The 24319-nt window shown below is 71.1% G+C and carries 26 protein-coding genes and 1 tRNA gene; 13 read left to right on the plus strand and 14 right to left on the minus strand.

What is annotated here, in order from left to right; all coding sequences use genetic code 11:
- Positions 1–9 precede the first annotated feature (9 nt).
- From C7474_RS09685 to C7474_RS09695, 3 genes are read left to right on the plus strand one after another with little or no spacing between them, the layout of a single operon-like run.
- Entirely contained in the window at positions 10–1383 is a 1374-nt protein-coding gene (locus C7474_RS09685) for an FAD-binding oxidoreductase (RefSeq protein ID WP_241965198.1), read from the plus strand.
- Complete coding sequence (locus C7474_RS09690) at positions 1380–2192, plus strand: creatininase family protein (protein WP_121059503.1); 813 nt, start codon at positions 1380–1382, stop codon at positions 2190–2192. The genes C7474_RS09685 and C7474_RS09690 overlap by 4 nt, the downstream gene beginning before the upstream one ends.
- Positions 2189–2845 (plus strand): pyridoxamine 5'-phosphate oxidase family protein, encoded by a 657-nt coding sequence (locus C7474_RS09695; protein ID WP_121059505.1) that lies wholly within the window; start codon positions 2189–2191, stop codon positions 2843–2845. Before C7474_RS09690 ends, C7474_RS09695 begins: the two co-directional genes overlap by 4 nt.
- 22 nt (positions 2846–2867) lie before the next feature.
- On the opposite strand, the gene C7474_RS09700 is transcribed toward C7474_RS09695, so the two are convergent.
- The 3 genes from C7474_RS09700 to C7474_RS09710 form a co-directional block, all read right to left on the minus strand.
- Positions 2868–3365 (minus strand): HNH endonuclease, encoded by a 498-nt coding sequence (locus C7474_RS09700; protein ID WP_121059507.1) that lies wholly within the window; start codon positions 3363–3365, stop codon positions 2868–2870.
- 344 nt (positions 3366–3709) lie between these two features.
- Complete coding sequence (locus C7474_RS09705) at positions 3710–4633, minus strand: M23 family metallopeptidase (RefSeq protein WP_241965199.1); 924 nt, start codon at positions 4631–4633, stop codon at positions 3710–3712.
- A 183-nt stretch (positions 4634–4816) separates the two neighbouring features.
- On the minus strand, positions 4817–5524 hold the full coding sequence (locus C7474_RS09710; RefSeq protein WP_121059511.1) for an iron-dependent transcriptional repressor DtxR: 708 nt from the start codon (positions 5522–5524) through the stop codon (positions 4817–4819).
- A 99-nt stretch (positions 5525–5623) separates the two neighbouring features.
- Here C7474_RS09710 and serC point away from each other — a divergent pair, with 99 nt between their 5' ends.
- Entirely contained in the window at positions 5624–6742 is a 1119-nt protein-coding gene (gene serC, locus C7474_RS09715; protein ID WP_121059513.1) for a phosphoserine transaminase, read from the plus strand.
- Positions 6743–6934: 192 nt separating this feature from the next.
- Here serC and C7474_RS09725 read toward each other — a convergent pair whose 3' ends face one another.
- Together C7474_RS09725 and C7474_RS09730 are read right to left on the minus strand one after the other, a co-directional pair.
- Positions 6935–7594 (minus strand): DUF3027 domain-containing protein, encoded by a 660-nt coding sequence (locus C7474_RS09725; protein WP_121059515.1) that lies wholly within the window; start codon positions 7592–7594, stop codon positions 6935–6937.
- Positions 7578–7958, minus strand: a complete 381-nt coding sequence (locus C7474_RS09730; protein ID WP_121059517.1) for a cold-shock protein — start codon at positions 7956–7958, stop codon at positions 7578–7580. The genes C7474_RS09725 and C7474_RS09730 overlap by 17 nt, the downstream gene beginning before the upstream one ends.
- 110 nt (positions 7959–8068) lie before the next feature.
- Here C7474_RS09730 and C7474_RS09735 point away from each other — a divergent pair, with 110 nt between their 5' ends.
- Genes C7474_RS09735 through C7474_RS09745 form a run of 3 tightly spaced genes read left to right on the plus strand, consistent with a single transcriptional unit; the run spans position 8069 to position 11799 of the window.
- A complete protein-coding gene (locus tag C7474_RS09735) occupies positions 8069–8335 on the plus strand; it encodes a multidrug ABC transporter ATPase (RefSeq protein ID WP_121059519.1) in 267 nt (88 codons plus the stop codon).
- A gap of 3 nt (positions 8336–8338) precedes the next feature.
- Positions 8339–10108 (plus strand): helicase-associated domain-containing protein, encoded by a 1770-nt coding sequence (locus C7474_RS09740; RefSeq protein ID WP_121059521.1) that lies wholly within the window; start codon positions 8339–8341, stop codon positions 10106–10108.
- 44 nt (positions 10109–10152) lie between these two features.
- Positions 10153–11799, plus strand: a complete 1647-nt coding sequence (locus C7474_RS09745) for a DNA repair helicase XPB (protein WP_121059523.1) — start codon at positions 10153–10155, stop codon at positions 11797–11799.
- Here C7474_RS09745 and C7474_RS09750 read toward each other — a convergent pair.
- The gene (locus C7474_RS09750) at positions 11757–12752 is read right to left on the minus strand and encodes a CPBP family intramembrane glutamic endopeptidase (protein WP_121059525.1); all 996 of its coding nucleotides are present in this window, start codon (positions 12750–12752) and stop codon (positions 11757–11759) included. The two genes, C7474_RS09745 and C7474_RS09750, sit on opposite strands and share 43 nt — an antisense overlap.
- An 89-nt stretch (positions 12753–12841) precedes the next feature.
- Between C7474_RS09750 and C7474_RS09755 the strand changes: the two genes are divergently transcribed.
- From C7474_RS09755 to C7474_RS09765, 3 genes are all read left to right on the plus strand, one after another.
- Positions 12842–13534, plus strand: a complete 693-nt coding sequence (locus tag C7474_RS09755; RefSeq protein ID WP_121059527.1) for a response regulator transcription factor — start codon at positions 12842–12844, stop codon at positions 13532–13534.
- A 92-nt stretch (positions 13535–13626) separates the two neighbouring features.
- Entirely contained in the window at positions 13627–15309 is a 1683-nt protein-coding gene (locus C7474_RS09760) for a sensor histidine kinase (protein WP_121059529.1), read from the plus strand.
- A 120-nt stretch (positions 15310–15429) separates the two neighbouring features.
- A complete protein-coding gene (locus C7474_RS09765; protein ID WP_121059531.1) occupies positions 15430–15717 on the plus strand; it encodes a WXG100 family type VII secretion target in 288 nt (95 codons plus the stop codon).
- Positions 15718–15788: 71 nt separating this feature from the next.
- On the opposite strand, the gene groL is transcribed toward C7474_RS09765, so the two are convergent.
- The 5 genes from groL to C7474_RS09790 all read right to left on the minus strand — a co-directional run bounded on the left by groL (position 15789) and on the right by C7474_RS09790 (position 19808).
- Complete coding sequence (groL, locus tag C7474_RS09770) at positions 15789–17408, minus strand: chaperonin GroEL (protein ID WP_121059534.1); 1620 nt, start codon at positions 17406–17408, stop codon at positions 15789–15791.
- Between the two features lie 148 nt (positions 17409–17556).
- A complete protein-coding gene (locus C7474_RS09775) occupies positions 17557–17757 on the minus strand; it encodes a cold-shock protein (protein WP_121059536.1) in 201 nt (66 codons plus the stop codon).
- A 157-nt stretch (positions 17758–17914) separates the two neighbouring features.
- Complete coding sequence (locus C7474_RS09780; RefSeq protein ID WP_241965200.1) at positions 17915–18514, minus strand: LytR C-terminal domain-containing protein; 600 nt, start codon at positions 18512–18514, stop codon at positions 17915–17917.
- Positions 18515–18539: 25 nt separating this feature from the next.
- Positions 18540–18800, minus strand: coding sequence for a DUF3263 domain-containing protein (locus C7474_RS09785; protein ID WP_121059538.1), 261 nt, complete (start codon positions 18798–18800; stop codon positions 18540–18542).
- Between the two features lie 9 nt (positions 18801–18809).
- Positions 18810–19808, minus strand: a complete 999-nt coding sequence (locus C7474_RS09790) for a DUF2332 domain-containing protein (protein WP_121059540.1) — start codon at positions 19806–19808, stop codon at positions 18810–18812.
- 86 nt (positions 19809–19894) lie between these two features.
- On the opposite strand from C7474_RS09790, the gene msrB reads away from it, so the two are divergent.
- Entirely contained in the window at positions 19895–20302 is a 408-nt protein-coding gene (gene msrB, locus C7474_RS09795) for a peptide-methionine (R)-S-oxide reductase MsrB (protein ID WP_121059542.1), read from the plus strand.
- Positions 20299–20865 carry a nitroreductase family protein gene (locus C7474_RS09800; RefSeq protein WP_121059544.1) on the plus strand — a complete coding sequence of 189 codons (567 nt, stop codon included), beginning with the start codon at positions 20299–20301 and terminating at the stop codon, positions 20863–20865. The genes msrB and C7474_RS09800 overlap by 4 nt, the downstream gene beginning before the upstream one ends.
- A 38-nt stretch (positions 20866–20903) precedes the next feature.
- Here the strand turns inward: C7474_RS09800 and C7474_RS09805 are convergent, their stop codons facing one another.
- The 3 genes from C7474_RS09805 to C7474_RS09815 all read right to left on the minus strand — a co-directional run bounded on the left by C7474_RS09805 (position 20904) and on the right by C7474_RS09815 (position 22930).
- Entirely contained in the window at positions 20904–21824 is a 921-nt protein-coding gene (locus C7474_RS09805) for a DMT family transporter (RefSeq protein WP_121059546.1), read from the minus strand.
- Between the two features lie 28 nt (positions 21825–21852).
- Positions 21853–21925: transfer RNA gene (locus C7474_RS09810), tRNA-Thr, on the minus strand.
- Between the two features lie 54 nt (positions 21926–21979).
- A complete protein-coding gene (locus C7474_RS09815; RefSeq protein WP_121059548.1) occupies positions 21980–22930 on the minus strand; it encodes a DsbA family protein in 951 nt (316 codons plus the stop codon).
- Positions 22931–23190: 260 nt separating this feature from the next.
- Here C7474_RS09815 and C7474_RS09820 point away from each other — a divergent pair, with 260 nt between their 5' ends.
- Entirely contained in the window at positions 23191–24294 is a 1104-nt protein-coding gene (locus C7474_RS09820; protein WP_121059550.1) for an ABC transporter ATP-binding protein, read from the plus strand.
- Positions 24295–24319 lie beyond the last annotated feature (25 nt).

Below are 24319 nucleotides of genomic sequence, written 5' to 3' on the forward strand. Positions count from 1 at the left end.
GAAACCGAGATGACCGGCGCGACTCCCACCGACATCCTCGAGCCCGCGGCATCCGATGCCGCACCGGGCCCTGACTACGCCGCCCTCGAAGCCGCGCTGGCCGCGGCGTTGGGCCCCCGCGGCGTCTCCGCCGATCCGCGTCAGCGCGAGAAGGCGTCGGTCGACGGCGCGCGCATGTCGCCCATCATCGCCGAGCAGCTCCCGCTCGGTGTCGCCGATCTCGTCGCGTTTCCCGCGGATGCCGAGCAGATCGCCGAGACGGTACGCATCGCCGTCGCCCACGGCGCGTCGGTCACGCCGCGCGGCAAGGGCACCGGGAACTACGGCCAGGCGATCCCCATGCCCGGCGGTCTCGTGCTCGACACCTCACGCGCCCGGGCTGTCGTCGAGGTCGGCGACGGCTGGATCACCGCCGAGGCGGGGGCGCCGATGGCGACGCTCGAGCTCGCCGCGCGCCGGCACGGCCAGCAACTGTGGATGTACCCCTCCACCGTCCACTCGACCCTCGGCGGGTTCCTGTCCGGCGGATCCGGCGGCACGGGATCCATCGCGCACGGCTCGAACCACGAGGGCTTCGTCCTGGCCCTCGATGTCGTGACCCCGGCATCCGAGGGCGCGCTCCTGCACGTCGAGGGCGATGATGCGCTCGGGTACGTCCACAACTACGGCACCGCGGGCATCATCGCCCGGGCGACGGTGCGGCTCGAGCCGGCGAACGACTGGCGGGGCCTCTACGCGTCGTTCGAGGACTTCGCGGGCTCGATGTCGGTCCTGCAGCGCCTCGCGGCCCTGAGCCCGACGCCGCGCCTCGTCTCCGCCGACGACCCGCACGTGTCGGCCCAGCTCCCGCCGGACCCCGCCTTCCCCGAGGGTCGCAGCTCTCTGCGCACCATCATCGACGCGAGCCTCATCGCGGAAGCGTCGCAGATCATCACCGCCGCCGGCGGGCGCGTCGAGGACGTCCGCGAAGGGCCCCAGGTGTCGGCCGCGATCTCGGTACTCAGCTACAACCACCCGATCGAGTGGCTGCAGAAGTCGGAACCGGGCGTGTATTTCCACGTCGAGGTGGGCGGCGACGCCCTCATCGATCGCCACGACGAGGTCATGGCCGTCTACTCGGGCGCGCACCTGCACATCGAGGCGTCCGGGCTTCGCCCCATCGGCATGCTCGCCGGTGTCTACGAGAGCCCGGAACGCGTCGCCGCCGGCATCGCGGCACTCACCGACCTCGGCGTGGGAGTGCACAGCCCCCACCAGTGGAACGTGGACTTTCGCCTGCCCGAGACGATCGAGCTCGCCCGCCGCACCGATCCTCGGGGTCTTCTGAACCCCGGCAAGCTCAACCCCGACTACGCCGGTCCGGTGAAGGGAGCGATCCGATGACCACGGCGCCGCTCACGCCCCCGTTCACGCCCCGGTCCCGTCAGTGGGCCGACCTGTCCGGGCCCGCGCTCACGGCGGCCCTCACGGAACGCTCGATCGCCATCGTACCCATCGGTGCGATCGAGCACCACGGCCCCCATCTGCCGCTGCGCACGGACGCCCTCGTCGCAGAGGCGATCGCCACCGCGGCGGTGGAAAGGGTCGCCGCCGAGGGGATCGATGCCTGGGTGCTGCCGACGATCAGCTACGCCAAGTCGGACGAACACCATTGGGCACCGGGCACCGTGTGGCTCGAGGGCACCACGGTGCTCGACACGCTCGTCGACATCGGTCAGTCCATCGCGGCGACCCCCGCGCGAACGGTCGTCTTCGTCAACGGTCACGGGGGCAACGTCATGCTGCTGGGGTGGGCCAACCGGGAGCTCCGCCGCAGATTCGGCCTGCGCACGTTCTCGATGCCGGCCACGGCCTCCGGCTCCGGCGACGGTCGGGACGGACGCCCCGACGAGATGGGGCAGGGCATCCACGGCGGCTTCTCCGAGACTTCGCTGGTGATGCACCTGGCGCCGCACTTGGTCGCGCCCGACATGCCGGCCAGGAACATCCCCGAGCACATCGCCGGTCTCACCCACGTCGGCTTCAACCGCAAACCCGTCATGTTCGGCTGGACCAGCGACGACTTCGGCCCCGAGGGCGTGATCGGCGACGCGACCGGCGCCAACGCCGTCCACGGCGAGACGCTCTACGAGCGAGGCGTGGACTTCGTGTGCGAGGCGCTGGCCGAGATCGACGGGTTCGTGTTCAGGTGACCGCCTCGTACTCCCCCGGCATTCCGCCCACCGCCGTCGTGATCGATCACGACACCGATCCTGTGCAGTCCGACACACCGGCGGCCGACCCCCTCGCCCTCGCCGCGGCGTGGCTGCCCGGGCCCGGCGAGGACCGCATGCTGATGACGGTGTCGACCGTGGGCCTCGACGGCCTTCCCGACGCTCGGACCACGATGCTCAGCGATTACGACGGCGAGCGCTTCTTCTTCCACACCGATGCGAACAGCCGCAAGGTCGCCGAGCTAGCCGCCTCACCCGGGGTCGCTCTCACCATCCTGTGGCCCGGTGTCACGCGCCAACTCATCGTCCAGGGAACGGCGCGGCGCTCGCCTCGCACCGAATCCGACGCGGCCTACCGGCACCGCTCTCCGTATCTGCAGCAGCTCGCCTGGCAGAACACGGCGGAGTTCGCGCAGCGGCCACTCGCCGAGCGGCGCGCGCGGTGGCGGAACTTCCTGAGCGCGCACGGCGGTGCCGAGCAGCCCGTGTTCACGCCCCCGGAGGAATGGGTGGGATTCGCCGTCACGCCCCATCGGCTGGTGTTCTGGGTGTCCAACCCGGATGCCGCGAGCCGCCGCATCGCGTACACGCGCGAAGAGGCGGGTTGGGCACGCACGACCCTCCCCGGCTGAACGCGCTCCGGCCGGCTGACGCCTAGGCTGCGAGCGAGAGGTAGGGTTCCCACGCCGGATCGCTGCGCTCGGTGCCGCGCACCGTCCAGTGCGCACCGTGCGGCGGCTGCGGCAGGAAACGCAGCTCCCAGTCCATCTCCTGGGGGGTGCGGTCGCCCTTGACGTTGTTGCAGCGAAGGCAGCACGCGACGAGGTTCTCCCAGGAGTCCGCCCCGCCGCGCGAGCGCGGCAGCACGTGGTCGATCGTCGAGGCGGTCTTGCCGCAGTATCCGCAGCGGTGAGCGTCGCGGCGGAGCACGCCGCGACGGGTCACCGGCACGCGTCTGCCTCCCGGCACGCGCACATAACGGCTCAGCAGGATGACGGCGGGGCGGTCGTGCGCCCCCCGCGTCCCCCAGACGGGATCGCCGTCGACACGTTCGACGACGGTGGCCTTGTCGTTCATGACGAGCACGAGGGCCCGCTTGAACGACACGATGGCCAACGGTTCATATCCTGCGTTCAGCACCAGAGTGCGCATGGGTGTCCTCTCGAACGGCCGTGACGGCTTCAGCGGTTGTCCGACTGCGACGACGCGCGAACCCAGGCGCAGGCACGAAAAAAGGCGCTGTCATGATGACAGCGCCTTGATGACCACGACGGATGTCGCGGGTTCCGTGCACACGATGCCGGAGGACATGACGGCCTAACGCATCCAGGGTTCGAATGCGGGGTCGTGCGTCCATGTCGGCTCCCCCTCGGCTCACGCGAGCGTCGGGAACAGGCTAATGCACGCCGCGGACACCGGGGCCCAACGACAGATGAACGGATGCCGCGTGTCCGCGAGTGCGGGCACGCGGCATCCGTGCGATCAGAGGCGGGCGGTCAGCGGGCGTTGGCCTGCAGCCACGACTCCGCGTTGGCCCACGCGCCGTTGACGTAGATCTCGAGGTGGAGGTGGGTGCCGTAGGCGCGACCGGTGTCGGAGACCTGGCCGATGAGCTGGCCCGCCGTCACGGTGTCGCCGACCTGGACGGTGCGGCTGCCGTAGAGCATGTGCGCGTAGAGCGAGGTCACCGAGGTGCCGCCGATGTTGTGGGCGATCTTCACGTAGACGCCCCAGCCCGGACCGTTCTCGGTCGAGGCGACCACGACGCCGTCGGCGATGGCGTAGATCGGGGTGCCGCGGCCGACCATGTAGTCGATGCCCTTGTGGCCGGCGTAGGGAGCGCCGAAGTTGTCGAAGTGCGTGAGGGGGCGCACGACCTCGCCGGAGGCGGCGATGGACTGCGCGATCGCTCCGGTGTAGGCGGCCGACGACGCGGCGTTCGAGGCGACACGTGCCGCGAGGGCGGCCTTGGCTGCTTCCTCGGCCTTGGTCTTCGCGATCTCCTCGGGGGTCGTCGCGCTGTAGCCGCCGCGGTCGAAGGCGGCCGGCGAGGCCTCGGAGGCGACGACGAGCGACTGCGCGTTGTCGGCGGCGACCTGCTGGATCGTGACGGCCTCGGCCGGATCGGTGCGGGTCGCGGCGAAGGCGGGGATCGCGACGGTGGCGACCAGGCCCGCGACGGCGGCGACGGTGAAGAAGCTGCGCGCGTGATGCTTGACGCCGCGGGAGGAGGGACGGGCGGGGGGCGCGGTCGTCGCGGGCGTCTTCGCTGCCGTCGTGCGGACGGGGGCGCGGCGCGCGCGATCGCGTCGGGTGGGGACCGTCGTCGACGTTTCGGGTGCGTCTTCGGACGGGTCGTACTGTTCAGCCAATAGTTCCTCCGGCGCCTCCGCACCGGTCAGGCGCTGGTTCGTCGGCACTATGTGTGTCGCACTGTGTGGGGCACAGGCGTAGGGCTTCACCACGCGAACGACGAACCGATGAGGCAATCCGGGTGGCGGTCCTGTGGCGGGCTTCTCGCCGACGGACTTCCCCGAGGCTACCCGAAGGTAACGAATAAGTCACGTTACGTTCGTGTTGCCCAGAGCTCTTTGCGCGGATCCTCAGTTTTCGGCGCGCGCGTCGACCACGAAGATGTGGGATGCCACTTCCACCGGCAGCTCGAGCCCTTCGTCGCCGCCGTCCATCCGCGCCAGCACGTATCCCTCGCTGAACTGGAAGGTGCCCACGCCGCCGGGCACGATGCCCGCGGTGCGCAGCTGCCCGAGCAGTTCGGGGTCGACCTGCACCGGCTCGGCGAGGCGGCGCACGGTCGCCGTGACCGGACCGTCGAGCGTGCCGAGCAGCCGGACGAGTCCGACGACGCCCTCGTCGAACGTGCGCGCCGGCGCGTCGCCGAGCTGGTCGAGTCCGGGGATCGGGTTGCCGTAGGGCGACTCGGTGGGGTGGTCGAGCAGCTCGAGCAGCCGGCGCTCGACGTGCTCGCTCATGACGTGCTCCCACCGGCACGCCTCATCGTGGACGTATGCCCAGTCCAGGCCGATGACGTCGCTGAGCAGGCGCTCGGCGAGGCGGTGCTTGCGCATGACGTCGACGGCCTTCTGCCGGCCGGCATCCGTCAGTTCGAGCGAGCGGTCGTCGGAGACGATGATCAGCCCGTCGCGCTCCATCCGCCCGACGGTCTGCGACACGGTCGGTCCGGAGTGGCCGAGGCGCTCGGAGATGCGTGCGCGCAGGGGGACGATGCCCTCCTCCTCGAGTTCGAGGACGGTGCGCAGGTACATCTCGGTGGTGTCGATCAGATCGGTCATCTCAGGCCTCGATAGGGGTCGCGAAACAGCCCGCCCAGCCTATCGTTTGTAACGGCCGCGCGGCCGTGCGCATCGGGTCGCGCCCCCTAGGATCGGGACATGGCCCACATCACGCTGCCCCGCGAGATCCTGCCCGCCGACGGACGCTTCGGATGCGGCCCGTCCAAGATCCGCGCGGAGCAGCTCGCCTCGCTCGCCGGTCCGGGCTCGGTGCTCATGGGCACGTCGCACCGCCAGGCGCCGATCAAGAGCCTCGTCGGCCAGGTGCGCGCCGGCCTGTCCGACCTGCTGCGCCTGCCCGAGGGCTACGAGATCATCGCCGGCAACGGCGGCTCCACGGCGTTCTGGGACGCCGCCGCCTTCGGCCTGGTCGACACCCGCGCGCAGGCGCTCGTCTTCGGCGAGTTCGGCGGCAAGTTCGCCGCCGCCGCGAAGACCCCGTGGCTCGAGGCCCCCGACGTGCGCAAGGCCGACGCGGGCTCGCGCGTCGCCGCCGAGCCGGTCGAGGGCGTCGACGTGTACGCCTGGCCGCACAACGAGACCTCCACCGGCGTGTCCGCCCCCGTCGAGCGGGTCGCCGGCGACGAGGGCGCCCTGACGGTCATCGACGCGACGAGCGCAGCCGGCGGCATCAACTTCTCCGTCTCGCAGTGCGATGTCTACTACTTCGCCCCGCAGAAGAACCTCGGCTCCGACGGCGGGCTGTGGTTCGCCGCGGTCTCCCCCGCCGCGATCGAGCGGATCGAGCGGATCGCGGCATCCGGACGCTACATCCCGGAGTTCCTGAGCCTGAAGAACGCGCTCGACAACTCCCGCCTGAACCAGACGCTCAACACTCCGGCCGTCGCGACGCTGCACCTGCTCGACAAGCAGCTCGAGTGGATCAACGACAACGGCGGCCTCGGCTGGGCGTCGGCGCGCACGCGCGAGTCCTCGTCGGCGCTCTACGAGTGGGCGGACAGCACCGCGTACGCGACGCCGTTCGTCGCCGACCCGGCCCACCGCTCCCCCGTCGTGGCCACGATCGACTTCGACGACACGGTCGAGGCGGCGGCGGTCGCCGCGAGCCTGCGCAGCAACGGCATCGTCGACACCGAGCCCTACCGCAAGCTCGGCCGCAACCAGCTGCGCGTGGCGACGTTCGTCTCCATCGAGCCCGACGACGTGCGCCAGCTCATCCGCTGCATCGAGTACACGGTCGACGCGCTCAAGGGCTGACGCCCGCCCCGCGCCGGGCCGCTCGGCTCAGCCGAGGGGTGACGGACGGGGGCGTGCTCGATCGTCGACGCGCGCGGCGAGCGCATCGTGGAGCCGGGCGCGTTCGACCTGCTGGTCGGGCCGTCCTCGCGCGACGAGGCGCTGCTGGCCGCCGGATTCGAGATCACGGCCTGAGCGCGCGGGTCCGGCGGGTCACTCCTCGTCGGACCCGGCCTCGTCGTCGTCGGTGTCATCGGGCTCGGCGTCGTCGTCGAGCTCGTCGAGGTCGTCGTCCGCATCCGCGTCGTCGTCCTCGGTGTCGTCGTCCGTGTCGTCGTTCGCGTCCTCGTCCAGTTCGTCGATGTCGACGCCGTCGAGGTCTCCGGCGTGCAGGATCGGCGAACCGTCCTCGTCGAAGTCCTCGGCATCCACGTCGTCGAGATCGTCGCCGTCGTCGTCCGCCTCGTCGAGGTCGTCGCCCTCGTCGTCGTCCAGGTCGGCGTCCTCGTCGTCGGCCGACTCGGCCAGCGCCGCCTGCGCGGCCTGGTAGTCGGCCAGACGCACCGCCCACGGCACCCACTCGGGCGCGAGCAGCGCACCTTCGCCGGGGAGCAGCTCGACCTCGAGCACGGTCGGCTCGGCGTCCTCGACGACGGCGAGGCTCACGGTCCAGAACCAGCCGGGGTAGGCCGGCAGACGATTGTGGAAGCGCAGCGAGACCACGCCGTCGGGCTCGACGGAGTGACCCGCGACATCGCCGACCGTGGCGTCGGCGGTGATCTCCCGCAGCGCGGCGCGCGCGAGGTCGTGCGCGTCGAGCAGGCGCTGATCGGGCGCCTCGAGCGACTCCGGAGTCTCAGGCGTCGAGGTCATCGGCAACCTTGCGCAGGATCGCGGCGACCTTCTTCGCCTGCGCGCCCTGCGGGTAGTTCCCTCGGCGCAGGTCGCCGCCGATGCCGTCGAGCAGCTTCACGAGGTCCTCGACGATGATCGCCATGTCGTCGGCCTTCGCGCGATTGCGCTTGGCCAGGCTCACCGGCGCCTCGATGACGCGCACCGAGAGCGCCTGCGGCCCCTTGCGACCGTCGGCGACACCGAACTCCAGACGGGTGCCGGTCTTCACGACCGCGCCGGCGGGGAGCGCCGTGGCATGCAGGAACACGTCCTGACCGTCCTCGGCGGTGATGAAGCCGAAGCCCTTCGCCTCGTCGTAGTACCTGACCTTGCCGGTGGGCATCTGAGAACCTCGCTGGAGTACGCCCGCGTCCGCGGGCAGGGTGATACCGGAGCCACGCCGGCCCCGGCATCCAGCCTACGGCACCGACGCGACGCACTAGGCTGAGACGGATGAGCACTCAGCCCCCCGGTGAGGACCTCCCCGTCCGCCGAATCGACCGCATCCTCGCGTTCATGTCGTTGGGTCTGCTCGTCCTGTCGATCGTCGCGTTCCTCGCGATCATGATCGGGTCCTCGTCCGGCGCCGACATGGCCTCGGGCATGTGGCCCGCGGTGGGCGTCGTCGTCTACTTCGCACCGATCCTCGCCTTCGCGATGCTGCTGACCGTGCTCATCATGACCTTCATCCGAAAGGCGCGGGCCGGCCGAGGCCGCTGAGTCGTGGCAGCCTCGGACGCGCGCGCCCTCGCCGAACAGCTGGCGGCCGCGGACGACGCCGCTCTGACCCGTCTGTTCACACTGCGCCGCGTCCCCGCGTCCGCGCCCTGGCCGGACTTCTTCGACGCCGCCGAGGCACTGCTCGAGCCCGCATCCCTCACCCGGCATCTGTCGCGGCTGAGCGCCGCCGAGGCCGACGCACTGACGGCGGCATCGGCATCCGGCAGGCCCGTGACGGAGCCCGCCCGCGGCGACCTCGCCGCCGCAGGGCTGCTCGACGCCGACGGACGGCCCTTCGCGTCGGTGCTCGACGCCTTCGCCGCACTCCCGCGCGTCACTGCCACGACCACCACCGATGCGACCGCACCCGCCCACCCGGATGCCGTCGGCACGGCCGCCGGGAACACGCCCGCCGAAGACCCCGCGGCCGAGAGCGACGCGCACGCCGCGGAGCGCGCGTTCGCGGCCTCCGCCTCGCTCGCCGACATCCTGCAGACGGCCCTCACCGCACCGCTGGCCCGCATCGGGTCGGGCGCGCTCGGGGCCGCCGACCGCCGCCGCCTCGTCGAGACCGGCGCCGCCGACGACGCCGACGCCGCCGACGACCTGCTCGGCATCGCCGTGACGGCGGGACTCGCTGCGGCGGCCGACCGGCTGTGGCTGGTCACCCCCGCCGGCCGCGACTGGCTCGCCAGCGCGACCCTCACGCGCTGGCACGACGTGGCCCGGCGGCTGCGCGAAGCGCTCCCCGCGGCGCTGCGCTCCCCCGACGGCGGGTGGATCCCGGCCGAGGATTGGACCGCGGCCTTCCCGTACGACCCGCTCTGGCCGCCGCAGGCCGCGCGGCTGCGCGCGCTCTTCCGCCGATGGGCGCTGCTGGGCGACGGCGACCGGCCCGCGGGGTTCGCCGCCGCACTCTCGCGGGGCGCGGATGCCGACCTCGAGGCTCTCGGCGCCCTGCTGCCCCCCGAGGTCGACCGCGTCTTCCTACAGAACGACCTGACCGCCATCGCGCCGGGTCCGCTGCTGCCCGCCCTCGACCTGCGGCTGCGGGCGATGTCGCGCCGCGAGTCGCGGGCGCAGGCCTCGAGCTACCGCTTCACGTCCGAGACGCTCAACGCCGCGTTGAACGCGGGCGAGTCGGCGCAGTCGCTGCGCGAGTTCCTCACCGCGCTGTCGCTGACCGGGCTTCCGCAACCTCTCGCCTACGAGATCGACCGCGCCGCCGCGCGGCACGGCACGATCCGGGTGGGTCCCGGCGAGGCCGGGGGTGCCCGCGTCGCCAGCGCCGACCCCGACCTGCTGCGCACCATCGCGGTCGACCAGGCGCTGCGCCCCCTGGGGCTGCGCTTCGAGGGCGACGAGCTCGCCTCCCGCGCCGGCAGCGAGACGACGTTCTGGATGCTCGCCGACGCGCGCTACCCCGTCGTCGCGGTCGACGGCGACGGCGCGCGGCTGACGCTCGACCGGCACCGCCTCGCCGATGACGACGGACCCTCGCAGGTCTCGGTCGACCACGGACCGCTCATCGCACGGCTGCAGGCCGCGCAGCAACAGGACACCGGCGCCGGATGGCTCGGCCGGGAGCTCGAACTCGCGGTGCGCTCCCGCGCGACCATCGTCGTCACCGTGCAGCTGCCCGACGGCTCGCAGCGCGAGTTCACCGTCGAGGCGGCGGGCATGGGCGGCGGACGCCTGCGCGGCCGCGACCGCGCGGCCGACGTCGAGCGCACCCTCCCGGTCTCGAGCATCACCGGCCTGCGTCCGGCCTGACCGCCGGGAGCCACCCTCGGCCACGGCGGCTAGACTCGTCCGTTATGGCTGACGGCCCCCTCATCGTGCAAAGCGACCGCACCGTGCTGCTCGAAGTCGCGCACAAGGACGCGGAGAACGCGCGTCACGAGCTCGCGATCTTCGCCGAGCTCGAACGCGCACCCGAGCACATCCACACCTACCGCATCACCCGCCTCGGGCTGTGGAACGCGCGGGCGGCGGGACACCAGGCCGACGACATGCTCGCCACCCTCGACCGGTGGTCGCGATTCCCGGTGCCGCCGTCGGTGTCGGTCGACATCCGCGAGACGGTCGGCCGCTACGGCCGGCTCGTCATCGAACGCGACGACGAGGATCGCCTGATCCTGCGCGGCTCCGACCCCGCCGTGCTGGCCGAAGTCGCCCGCAACAAGCGCATCCAGCCGCTGCTGATCGGCCGTCCCTCCCCCGACGCGCACGAGATCGACGCGTGGGCGCGCGGCCACATCAAGCAGGAGCTGCTGAAGATCGGCTGGCCCGCCGAAGACCTCGCCGGCTACACGCCCGGCACCCCGCACGAGATCGACCTGCACGAGGACGGCTGGACCCTGCGCCCCTACCAGCGGCAGGCCGTCGACATCTTCACCCAGGGCGGATCGGGTGTCGTCGTGCTCCCCTGCGGCGCCGGCAAGACCCTCGTCGGCGCGGCGGCGATGGCCGACACGAAGACGACCACCCTCATCCTCGTGACCAACACCGTCTCGGCGCGGCAGTGGCGCGACGAGCTGCTCAAGCGCACGTCGCTGACTCCCGAAGAGATCGGCGAGTACTCCGGTCAGGTCAAGGAGATCAAGCCGGTCACGATCGCGACCTACCAGATCCTCACCGCCAAGCGGCAGGGGAAGTACGCACACCTCTCACTGCTGGACGCGCTGGACTGGGGGCTGATCGTCTACGACGAGGTGCACCTGCTCCCGGCGCCCGTCTTCAAGCTGACCGCCGACCTGCAGGCCCGCCGCCGCCTCGGCCTCACCGCCACGCTCGTGCGGGAGGACGGCCGCGAAGGCGACGTGTTCAGCCTCATCGGCCCCAAGCGCTTCGACGCACCGTGGAAGGAGATCGAGGCGCAGGGCTTCATCTCCCCGGCCGTCTGCTACGAGGTGCGCGTAGACCTCCCCGCATCCGACCGTCTGGAATACGCCGCGGCGGCCGACGACGAGCGCTACCGGCTGGCGGCCACTGCAGAGGCGAAGATCGGGGTCGTGCGCGAGCTCATCGAGCGCCACCCCGGCGAGCAGATCCTCGTGATCGGGCAGTACCTCGACCAGATCGACGTGCTCGCCGACGCGCTCGGCGCCCCGAAGATCACCGGTGCGACCCCCGTCGACGAGCGTGCCGAGCTGTTCCAGGCGTTCCGCACCGGCGAGGTGCCGGTGCTCATCGTCTCGAAGGTCGCGAACTTCTCCATCGACCTGCCCGACGCGTCCGTCGCCATCCAGGTGTCGGGATCGTTCGGCTCCCGGCAGGAGGAGGCGCAGCGCCTGGGACGGCTCCTGCGACCCAAGTCCAACGGTCACACCGCGAGCTTCTACACGCTCATCGCCCGTGACACGGTCGACCAGGACTTCGCCCAGAACCGGCAGCGCTTCCTCGCGGAGCAGGGCTACAGCTACACGATCCTGGATGCCGACAGCCTCGCGCCCGCGTCGTAAGCGGGTACGGACGTCGGCGGCGTCAGCACGAGCGTCCGCGGCAGCGGGCGACGGCGCAGCAGCCACTCGACGGCGCCCGCGAACGCCACGACGATGACGACCGAGAACACGATGCTGAACCAGCTCGGCGCGGTCTCGTTGATGTCGGACTGACCGGACAGCCCGAGCAGGAACGCCGTGAGGTTGTTCACCACGTGCAGCGCGATCGCCGCCTCGAGGCCGCCGGTGCGCCACGTGAGCCAGCCCGTGGCGATGGCGAAGAGCCCCACGGTCACCTGGCCGAGCGGGTCGTAGAGGTGCCCGATCACGAAGAGCGGGACCGGCAGCAGGATCGCGAACGCGGGATGCCGGAGCCAGCGGCCGACGGCCTGCTGCAGGTACCCGCGGAAGACGTACTCCTCGGCCGCAGCCTGCAGCGGCACCGCCACGAGGATGACGGCGAGACTCGCCCACAGCATCGGGTTGGCGGCCGGGTCGACGACGCCGTCTCCGGCGCCCTCCTCCGCCGGCAGCAGGAGGGACAGCGTCGAGAGGGCGACGGCGATGATCGCCGCGATCACGGTGCACAGCAGCATCCAGCGCCACCGCAGCCGCCCCGCCGCGGACGAGACGAGGCCGAGCCGGCGGCCGTTCACGATCCGCGACGCGAGGAGGTACGCCGGCAGCATGAGCGCGATCGTGCCGAGGGCGACGAGGAGGCGACCGGGGTCGGTGAGGTCGAAGGCCTCACCCGCATCGAAGCGGAGCACCGCGTCGGCGAGCGTCGGGTCCCAGAGCGTCGCGACCCCGACGCCGACCGCGATGAGCGTCACCATCGCGAAGTAGAAGGCGGTCCCCAGCGCACCGACGACCAGCGGCGTCCACCATCCGGTGCGGCGGCGCGCGAACACCAGCCGGTGGAAGGCGAGTCCGGATGTGAGCGATTCAGGCGGCAGCGCACGCGGTGTCGTCATCGCTCCATCCTGTCGCACGTGACGGGGCTCACGATTGCGCCGACCGCGATATCCAGCGCACACATGGCATCCGGTGCCAGTATGAACCTATGACTGCAGCGCGCATCCTCGTCGTGGACGACGAGCCGAACATCCGTGACCTCCTGGTGACCAGCCTGAAGTTCGCCGGATACCAGGTGCGGGCCGTCGCCAACGGCGCCCAGACCATCTCGGCCGTCCTCGAGGAGGAACCCGACCTCATCATCCTCGACGTCATGCTCCCCGACATGAACGGGTTCAGCGTCACCAAGCGTCTGCGCGGCGCCGGCTACACCGCCCCCATCCTCTTCCTCACCGCCAAGGACGAGATCGAGGACAAGATCGAAGGGCTCAACGCCGGCGGCGACGACTACGTCACGAAGCCGTTCTCGCTCGATGAGATCGTCGCCCGCATCCAGGCGATCCTGCGCCGCACGATGCAGGCCGACGAGGAGTCGACCATCAAGGCGGGCGAGATCACGATGGATCAGGACACCCACGACGTGCTCGTCGGCGACGTGCCGATCGACCTGTCGCCCACCGAGTTCAAGCTCCTGCGCTACCTCATGCTCAACCCGAACCGGGTGCTCAGCAAGGCGCAGATCCTCGACCACGTCTGGGAGTACGACTTCAACGGCGACGCCGGCATCGTCGAGAGTTACATCTCCTACCTGCGCCGCAAGATCGACCCGCACTCCAGCGAGCCGCTCATCCAGACCAAGCGCGGGTTCGGCTACATGCTGAAGACGGCCAAGTCGGCCTGAACCGGAGGTCCTTCCTGACCGGGACGGCGCGCAAGACCGACCGCCTCACGTCGTGGTGGCGCGGCATCAGCCTGCGCGCGAAGATCACCGGCGTGACCGTCGGCGTGCTCGCCGTAGGCCTCGTCGCGGCGGGTGTCGGCACGATGGTGTTCCTGCGCAACGCGCAGATCGTCGCGCTCGACGACTACCTGTCGCAGCTGGCGCCGACCGACGTGGCGAGCACGCTCATGACGGTCACCGTCGTCGACGGGGTGCCGCAGTTCGAGTCCGACGAGTCGGCGCCCGCGACGCAGTACTTCGTGGCGGTCTACGGCCCCGACGGGACCTTCCTCGCCGCTGCCGGCGGCAACGCGGCCGTCGAGCCCGACTTCCCCGACTCCTTCACGCTCGACAAGACCTACATGCGCCTGGGATCGACGTTCGACCTGCACGCGGTGGAGGGCGGCGCGACCTTCCACGCCGCGGTCGACTTCCTCCCCCCGATCGACGGGGTCGTCGACAACCAGTACACGCAGATGGTGGCCCTGCCGCTCACCTCGGTCAACCAGACGGTCGCGACCTACATCGGCATCTACACGATCCTCGCCCTGCTGACGATCCTGGGCGGTGCGCTGCTGACCCGCGGCGCCGTCACCCTCGCCTTCCGCAGTCTCGGGCAGGTGGAGCGCACCGCGATGTCGATCGCCGCCGGCGATTTCACGCAGCGGATGGGCGACATCTCGCCGGGGACCGAGGTCGGACGGCTCACACACGCGATCAACGCGATGCTCGACCGCGTCGACCAGGCGCTCGCCCAGCGCGACGCCACGGTGCAGCAGATGCGCCGCTTCATCGGCGACGCGAGCCATGAGCTGCGCACCCCGCTCGTGACGGTGCGCGGCTACGCCGAGCTGTACCGGATGGGGGCGATCAGCGGCGAGGAGCAGACCGCGCAGTCGATGGAGCGCATCGAGAAGGAGGCCGTGCGCATGGGCGCCCTCGTCGAGGACCTGCTCGCGCTCGCACGACTCGACGAGCGCCGTGACATCGCCGTGACCGAGATCGACCTTCGCCCGATCGGCCGCGACGCGGCGATGGACATGGGCGTCACCGCTCCCGACCGCACCATCAGGTTCGTCGACGAGAGCATGCTGACCGTCCTGCCCCCGGTCACCGGGGCGCTGCCGGTCACCTCACCCACCAAGACGGCGCGTCGTCGCCCCGGCTCCGGGTCGCTGGCCGGCGCGACCCGGTCGCTGCTGCGCCGTCGCCCCCGGCCCGACTCCGACGCGTCCGGCGCCTCAGATCGGCAGACGGGCGCGGATGCCGACACCACCACGGGAGCCGTGCCCACCGGCGCCTTCCCGGTGCCGATCGTGCTCGGCGACGAGCACCGCATCCGGCAGGTTGTCGCGAACCTCCTCGCCAACGCACGACGCTACACGCCGCCGGGATCTCCGCTGGAGATCGCCGTCGGGGTCGACGAGACCGCCGCCATGGGCTGGATCGCCGTCGTCGACCACGGGGAGGGCATCCCCCCGCAGATCCGCGAGAAGATCTTCCAGCGGTTCTGGCGCGCCGACACGTCGCGCACCCGCGAGACCGGCGGATCCGGCCTCGGGCTGTCGATCGTCGCCTCCATCGTCGACTCCCTGCACGGCTCCATCGCCGTGACCGAGACGGCCGGCGGCGGCGCGACCTTCCGTGTCGCCTTCCCGCTGGCCGAGGCCCGCGATCCGCAGGAGCACCTGTGGATCGCGACGCAGCCGCTGCCGAAGATCCGCCCCGAGGCCTGAGCTCCCCTCCCCACCTCGACACGGCGACGGGCTGTCCCCATTCCGCGTCCGCCGCGCCCCACCGCGCCCCATGGCGGCGGTGACGGCCGTAGCGTGGGCGTCCCATCGAAAGGAGCCCCCATGGCCGTCTTCTCCGTCGACAGCGACCAGGTCCTGGTCGCGACCGCCGGCATCCGCGCGACCGGCGACCGGCTGCAGGCCGACACCGCCGCGATGCTCGCGCAGCTCACCCAGCTGCAGGGCAGCTGGACCGGCACGGCGTCGGTCGCCTTCCAGGGCGTCGTCGAGCGCTGGCGTGCGGCGCAGCGCGAACTGGACGCCGCCCTCGCCGACATCGGCACCGCCCTCGGGCACGTCGGCGCGCAGTACGCGCAGACCGAGCACGCCGCCGCCGGACTGTTCCGCTGACCGCGGGACCGTCTCTCCCGTAAACGGGGAAAGGCCCCTCCGAGGAGGGGCCTTTCTGTCGTGGACGGGACTCAGAAGTCCATGCCACCCGTGGGGTCACCGGCGGGAGCGGCGACCTTCTCGGGCTTGTCGGCGACGACGGCCTCGGTCGTGAGGAACAGACCGGCGATCGACGCGGCGTTCTGCAGCGCCGAGCGCGTCACCTTGGCCGGGTCGATGATGCCCTGGGCGAAGAGGTCGCCGTACTCGCCGGTGGCGGCGTTCAGGCCGTGGCCGACCGGAAGCTCCGACACCTTGTTGGCGACGACACCGGGCTCGAGACCCGCGTTGAGGGCGATCTGCTTGAGCGGCGCCTCGATCGCGACACGCACGATGTTCGCACCGGTCGACTCGTCACCGGAGAGCTCGAGGCCGCCGAGGGCCTTCTTGCCGGCCTGGATGAGCGCGACGCCACCACCGGCGACGATGCCCTCCTCGACGGCCGCCTTCGCGTTGCGCACGGCGTCCTCGATGCGGTGCTTGCGCTCCTTGAGCTCGACCTCGGTGGCCGCGCCCGCCTTGATGACGGCGACGCCGCCGGCGAGCTTGGCGAGGCGCTCCTGCAGCTTCTCGCGGTCGTAGTCGCTGTCGGTGTTCTCGATCTCGCGCTTGATCTGGGTCACGCGACCCTCGATCTGCGCCGAGTCGCCGGCACCCTCGACGATCGTGGTCTCGTCCTTGGTGATGATGACCTTGCGCGCACGGCCGAGCAGGTCGAGGGTGGCGTTCTCGAGCTTGAGACCGACCTCCTCGGTGATGACCTGGCCGCCGGTGAGGATCGCGATGTCCTGCAGCTGCGCCTTGCGACGGTCGCCGAAGCCGGGGGCCTTGACGGCGGCCGACTTGAAGATGCCGCGGATCTTGTTGAGCACGAGCGTCGCGAGAGCCTCGCCCTCGACGTCCTCGGCGATGATGACGAGCTCCTTGCCGTCCTGGATCACCTTGTCGACGATCGGCAGAAGGTCCTTGATGTTGGAGATCTTCTGGTTCGCGATGAGGATGTACGGGTCCTCGAAGACCGCCTCCTGGCGCTCCGGGTCGGTGACGAAGTACGGGTTCAGGTAGCCCTTGTCGAAGCGCATGCCCTCGGTGAGCTCGAGCTCGGTGCCGAACGTGTTCGACTCCTCGACCGTGACGACGCCTTCCTTGCCCACCTTGTCGATGGCCTCGGCGATGAGGGCGCCGATCTCGGCGTCAGCGGCGGAGATGGACGCGGTCGCGGCGATCTCCTCCTTGGTCTCGACCTCCTTGGCGGAGGCGAGCAGCTCGTCGGAGATGGCCGTGACGGCCTTCTCGATGCCCTTCTTGAGCGAGATGGGGTCGGCGCCGGCCGCGACGTTGCGCAGGCCCTCGCGCACGAGCGCCTGAGCCAGGACCGTGGCGGTCGTGGTGCCGTCACCGGCGACGTCGTCGGTCTTCTTGGCGACCTCCTTGACGAGCTCCGCGCCGATCTTCTCGTACGGGTCGTCGAGCTCGATCTCCTTGGCGATCGACACGCCGTCGTTCGTGATCGTGGGGGCGCCCCACTTCTTCTCGAGCACGACGTTGCGGCCGCGGGGGCCCAGGGTCACCTTGACGGCGTCGGCCAGGATGTTGAGGCCGCGCTCGAGACCGCGACGGGCCTCCTCGTCGAAAGCGATGATCTTAGCCATGTGTGTGTCGTCCCTCCCGGACGTAGGCGATGGTCGTTAGCACTCAGCAAGAGTGAGTGCTAAGCCATTCTGGCACTCACCCCTGGTGAGTGCAAGCCGCCCGGAAGGGCACGACACACGGCGTGATCGACGCCGTCGGGTCACGGCGTCAGACGACGCGGACCGACTCGGCCTGCGGGCCCTTCTGCCCGGTGCCGACGGTGAACTCGACGCTCTGACCCTCTTCGAGCACGCGGAAACCCGACATGTCGATGTTCGAGTAGTGGACGAAGACGTCCTGTCCGTCGGAGACGGTGATGAACCCGTACCCCTTCTCGGCGTTGAACCATTTGACGGTGCCCTGGGCCATGCGAATCTCCTGATGCTGCTGTGGAACGTGGCAATGCTAACCAGCGCTCCACGGGCCGATCCGCGGATGCCGGAAGTGTTGACACGAGCGCACCGAAGTGTTCACACGCAGGAAACACGGCCCCGGCGACAGCCCTCGACGGACCTCTCCGGAGAGGTCAGGGAGCCGGGGTGGCGACGCCTCCGGGACCCCAGTCGGCGCCGATGACGACGACCAGCTGCTTCTCCTGGCTCTCGTCGACGTCGGCGGTGTTCGGGTCGTCGGCGGGCTGATAGGCCTGGCTGAGCTCGGTGCGCGCTCCCCCCAGCACGTTCTCCGCGAGCCCGAGCGCCGCCGGGAGGTCGGCGGCGTTGCCGTAGTAGACGGTCGTGTGCTGGAAGTCCTGCGAGCCGGCCTCGCCGGAGTTCACCGACTCCTCCGGCCAGCCCGCCGCGATGATCTGGTCGCGCACCTGCCCGCCGAGTCCGTCCTGCGCGGTCGCGTTCAGCACGAGCACCGGGTACGACGTGTCGACGACGGGCTCGATCGACTCGGTCGGGGTGGGCGTGGCGGTCTCGACCGGCGAGAGGGCGATCTTGCCGGTCGCCAGCAGCGTCCCGACGATGCCGACGGCGACGATGACGATGATCGCGACCACCGACCACAGCACGACGATCCCGCCGCGCATGCGGGGGTTCTCGGCACGGTGGGCCCCGACGCGGGAGGAGCCGGCGGGCAGGTCGTCGAAGCGGTCCGTCGGAGCATCGGTGGGGGGCACCGCAGAATTCTATCGGCCCCGCGTGTCAGTACCCCGAGATGAGCGTCCGCTCCACGCCGGAGACGACGGCGCTGCGGCGCACGTCGCGCCGCCGGCGCAGCCGGTGCACGAGCATCGGGTCGTAGGCGAGCGCATCCGCGTCGTCGAGCAGCCGGGTCAGCAGTTGGTAGTAGCGCGCCGGCGCGAGCTGCAGCTCGGTGCGCACCGCCTCCTCCTTGTCGGCCCCGTGGCGATCCCAGCGTGCCTCGAAGTCGAGGAGGGCGCGGTCGCGGTCGGAGAGGGCCATTCCTCCACGCTACGCCCGGGTCGTCGTGGCACCGGGACGCCACTCCCACCAGGCGCCGAGCGGGTCGGCCGCGCCGATCAGGTCGCCGTCGAGGCTCACGGCGAAGCCGTCCCTCCAGGCGTCGGGGTCGGGCCGGTCGCGCCACCGCTCGTGCAGTGCCGGGGCGTCCAGGCTCACCCACCTCCCGGCGCGCCGGGCGGCGTCGATGAGGCGGTGACGCGCCGGCCACGGGATGTGCGCGAGCACGCCCGGCGTTTGCACGACGAGGGTCGCGTCGGGCGGCGCGGTCGCGGCGAGAGCGGCGAGGCCCTCCTCGCCGTCGCCGGCTTCGAGCGTCGGCGGATCGGACGCCGCGATCCGCAGGGCTTCACGCACGCGCTGCGCACGTCCGGTCTCCCCCGGCCACACGAGGCCGGTGAGCCACGCGGCGGTGTGATCGGATGCGGGGTCGAGCGGGGTGAGGTCGATGCCGGCGCGCCAGACGATCTCCGGCAGGTGCACCGTCGGCATCCGCTCGCCGCGCACGGCGCACTCCAGCACGACGGGAGACGGCCCGTCGGCGGGATCGAGCGCGAGGATGCCGGAGGCACCGCGGTACCGATAGGAGTAGCGGTCGGGGTACAGGCACAGGCCCGCGCTGGCGCCGATCTCCAGCAGCGCGATCGGCCCGTCGATCCGGCTGAGTGCGGGCAGGAGCGCGGCGCAGCGCTGCGGCTCGTTGGTCTGCAGCGATCGCGCCGAGGCTTCGGCGACGACCGCGTCGGCGTGCTCCAGCAGCCAGGCGCGCCAGCGCGGGAAGTCGGGCTCCCCCGAACCGAGCAGCCGGGTGACGGCGAACACGAGCGGCGGCTGCCGGCGGTTCGCGGGGATCCCGGCGAGCACGCGCTGCACGTCAGGGTCGGATGCCACCCCCGCCGCCCATCGGCCGTACAGCTCCGAGCGCCCCGGCGCCTCGTCGCGGGCGAACCGCGCGTAGCGCTCGGCGACGGCGGCGGTGTCGGCATCCATCCGACCATCGTCGCAGGCGCTCGGCGCATGCGCAGGAACACGCGTGCCCTCGCTCGGGTTGAATAGGGCAGGAGTAAGGAGTCCTCATGACCTACCGTGTAACCAAGACCGACGAGCAGTGGCGGGCCGAGCTGTCGCCCCAGCAGTACGCGGTGCTGCGCCAAGCCGGAACCGAGCGCGCCTGGACGGGCGAGCTGCTCGACGAGAGCCGCGCCGGGCTCTACACCTGCGCGGCCTGCGGGTCGGAGCTGTTCCGTTCGGGCACGAAGTTCGATTCGCACTGCGGCTGGCCGAGCTTCTACGAGTCGGTGCGCCCCGATGCGGTGGAGCTGATCGAGGACCGCAGCCACGGCATGGTGCGCACCGAGGTGCGCTGCGCGAACTGCGGCTCGCACCTGGGGCACGTCTTCCCCGACGGCTTCGGCACCCCGACCGGCGACCGCTACTGCATGAACTCGCTGTCGCTGTCGTTCGCGCCCGAGGACCAGGCGTGACGGGCGGCGTCCTCGAAGCCGTCCGCACCCGCCGCTCCTGGTCGAAGGTGACCGACGAGGCCCCGACGCACGCCGAGCTCGCCGAGTTCGTGTCGGCGGCGGGACGCGTGGCCGACCACTCGGCGCTGCGGCCGTGGCGACTCATCGAGTTGCGCGGCGCCGATCGGGAGCGGCTGGCCGTGGCGATCGCGAAGGCGGAGGGCGACAAGAAGCCGTCGAGCAAGCCGCTGCGCGCACCGCTGCTGATCGCGGTGGTGGCCAGCTACCGCAAGAGCAAGGTGCCGCGGTGGGAGCAGGAGGCCGTCGCCTCCGGCGTCGCCCACATGCTCAGCCTGCTGCTGGACGATGCCGGCTGGGGCGTGTTCTGGCGCACCGGATCCGCGACCCGCGCCAAGGCCGTCGCGAAGGCGCACGGCCTCACGAAGGACGAGGAGCTGCTGGGCTGGCTCTATGTCGGCGGCAAGCCGGTGCGCACCAAGGCGAGCCGGCGCAAGAGCGTCGACGCCTCAAAGCATCTGAGCCGGATGCCGCAGCCGAAGAAGGCGCGCGCACACAAGGCCTGACGGTCCCACTGCGCTGATGCGACGGTCCGCGCCGAGCCTCAGCGCCGGCGCGGCACCGACGCGACGACGACCGAGCCGAGCGCGATGACGATCGTGATCAGCTGCACCCACCACGCCGGCGAGGCCGGCGCGGGCCACAGCGCGTCGAGAGCGAACGCGGTCAGCAGCTGGCCGACGACCGTCCCGAGCCCCAGGAGCAGCACGCCGGTGTGCACGACGAGCGCGGCCGACAGGAAGATGTACGTCACCCCGATCACCCCGCCGGTGTACACCCACGGTTCGGCGGGCGGCGACGACGGCGACCCGTTCACCGCGACGCTCGCGGCCGCCGCGACGAGAAGGATCGCGGTGCCGCCGATGAAGTTGACGAGCGTCGCCGCCAAAGGCGTGCCGACGCGCTGACGCAGACGACCGTTCGTCGCCTGCTGCCAGGCGATGCCCGCGCCGGCCGCGAACGGGAGCACCAGCATCCACAGCGACACGCGCTCGAGCACGCCGCCCTGCAGCGAGACGACGACCGCCAGGAGTGCGAGGGCTCCCCCGACCACGCGCGGGACGGTGACGGCGACGACCCCGGCGGGGCCGTAGCCGACGCGGTCGAGCACGAGTCCGTGGAGGGTCTGCCCCGCGACGACGCCGACCGTGAACAGCGCGACGCCGATGACGGCCACCGCGAGCCCCTGGGTGGCGACGGTGAGCGCGCCCGCGGCGCCGCCGCACAGCATCCACCAGGGGATCGTCCCGCCGCGCACACCCGACGCGAGAACCGCGAAGCCGCGACGGCCGGTGGGCAGCACGGCGGAGAGCACGATCAGCACCACGAGCCCGGAACCGAACGAGACGGCGGCGGCGACGAAGCCGTCGTCCAGCCGCGCGCCCAGCTGGCCGTTGACGCGCGCCTGCAGGGCGGTGAGGGCACCGACGAGCACGGCACCGCCGATCGCGAGTCCGGCCGGCATCCGCGCGGACGGCTCGGAGGAAACCACGTGCCGGCTACAGGACTTGAACCTGCAACCCCCGTATTACAAGTACGGTGCGCTACCAATTGCGCCAAGCCGGCAGACGACCCAGTCTAGCCGGGGCGTCGGCCGCCGCTCTGCGCGGCGGGTCGCCGTCAGGGCGTGGGGGTCGCGGTGGGCGTCGGCGAGGCCGTCTGCGTCTTGTAGAACGCGTCGCTGGCGCTGGTGAGCACGAACTGCGAGAACTCCGCCGGATCGCTCAGCGATCCTACGTACTGCTGCCCGTTGACGAGCACCGTCGGAGTACCGGTCAGGGCGATGTCGTCGGTGTCGGGGATGCCGGAGATCGCACGCTCGGTCGCCGACTTCACCCAGGTGGAGAACGACTCCTCCTCGATGCAGGCGCGCACCTTCTTGGGGTCTTCGACGCCCGAGGCGATCGCGAGGCTCGCGAGCTCCTTGTCGGTGAACCCGTCGGAGTCGACGGCCGGTTGCTTGGAGAGCAGCTCGTTGTTGTAGGCGAAGAACGTGTCGGGCGAGTAGGTCGCGACGCACGCGGCCGCGCCGGCGGCGCGCAGCGAGTACTTCGTGCCGTTCGACTTGGCCGTCAGCATCGAGACCGGGTGGTACGTGAGGGTGACGGCGCCCTGGCCGACCCACGACGAGAGCTGCTGCACGTTGGCGATCTGCCACTCGCGTGCGGCCGGCGAGAGGTAGTCGACGTAGACCCGGATCTCCACGGGCGGTTTCGCGGTCGCGGTGGCGGTCGGGGTGGCCTCCGCGGCCGGCGCCTCGTCGGTCGGCGCGGGCTCCGCGGCATCCGGGTCGGGCGCGCTCATCCCCTGCACGGCGCCGCTGATCGACGAGACCGCGAACCCGTCCTCGCTCGTGTTCTCGGGCGAGAGCTGCGGGCGCGAAGCCGCGGATCCGACGACCCAGGTGACGACGACGGCGACGACCGCGACCGCGGCGACGGCGGCCAGCACGAGGGCGGAGCGGCGCGCCAGGCGCGCGCGCGACTGCTTCACGTGCACGAGCTGCGCCTTCTCGCGCAGCACCTCGCGGCGGTCGCGCTCCGGCTCGTTCGTGGAGTCGTCGTCAGACATGGGACCTCTCGACACAGACAACGGCCGGGAAATCGGCCAGGGCGCGCGGGTATCACGCCGAGGACGATGCTAATCACGCAGGCTGGGAAATGCCCAGACAGCGCCCCCGCGCGGCGTGGGAGCCGGCGGGGTGGGACGTGTGAGCCGCGGGCCGTGCGATAATGACGATGCGTCCAACGACGGACGTGCGGGACAAGCCCCCGCTCATTCCATCACTACGGATCGTCCGGCACGTACCTGCCGGTGAAGGAGAAGAAAACATGGCATCTGTCACGTTCGACAACGCCACCCGCCTGTACCCCGGCGGAACCCGCCCCGCGGTCGACAAGCTGAACCTGGAGATCGCCGACGGCGAGTTCCTCGTTCTGGTCGGTCCGTCCGGTTGCGGTAAGTCCACCTCGCTGCGCATGCTCGCCGGCCTCGAAGAGGTCAACTCCGGCCGCATCCTCATCGGCGACCGCGATGTCACCGACATCCCGCCGAAGGACCGCGACATCGCGATGGTGTTCCAGAACTACGCGCTCTACCCGCACATGACCGTCGCCGAGAACATGGGCTTCGCCCTCAAGATCGCCGGCGTCGGCAAGGAGGAGCGCGCCAAGCGCGTCGAAGAGGCGGCCAAGCTCCTCGACCTCGAGCAGTACCTCACCCGCAAGCCCAAGGCCCTCTCCGGCGGTCAGCGTCAGCGTGTCGCCATGGGTCGCGCGATCGTGCGTCAGCCGCAGGTGTTCCTCATGGACGAGCCGCTGTCGAACCTCGACGCCAAGCTCCGCGTCCAGACGCGCACCCAGATCGCGTCGCTGCAGCGTCGCCTGGGCGTCACCACGGTCTACGTCACGCACGACCAGACCGAGGCGCTCACGATGGGCGACCGGATCGCCGTGCTCAAGGACGGCCTGCTCCAGCAGGTCGGCACCCCGCGCGACCTGTACGAGAAGCCCAGCAACGTGTTCGTCGCCGGCTTCATCGGCTCGCCGGCCATGAACCTGTTCCCGGTGCACCTCGCCGAAGGCGGCGTGCAGTTCGGGACGAAGATCGTGGGTGTCGAGGCCGACGTGCTCGGCAAGGCGCACGGCTCCGAGGTCACCGTGGGCGTGCGCCCCGAGGACATCGTGGTCAACCCCGAGGACGGCCAGGGCCTCTCGGTCGACGTCGACCTCGTTGAGGAGCTCGGCGCGGATGGCTACCTCTACGGTCACACCGAGATCAACGGGAAGCGCACCGACGTGGTGGCGCGCGTCGACGGCCGCCGTCACCCCAACGCGGGCGACAAGGTCGTGCTGGCCCCTGTCCCCGGTCACGTGCACGTCTTCGACATCGAGTCGGGCGAGCGCCTCACCGACAAGGCCATCGCCTCGGCCTGATCGAGAAACTCCACCGGCGCGGCGC

It is taken from the genome of Microbacterium telephonicum, assembly GCF_003651225.1.
GTDB lineage: Bacteria > Actinomycetota > Actinomycetes > Actinomycetales > Microbacteriaceae > Microbacterium > Microbacterium telephonicum.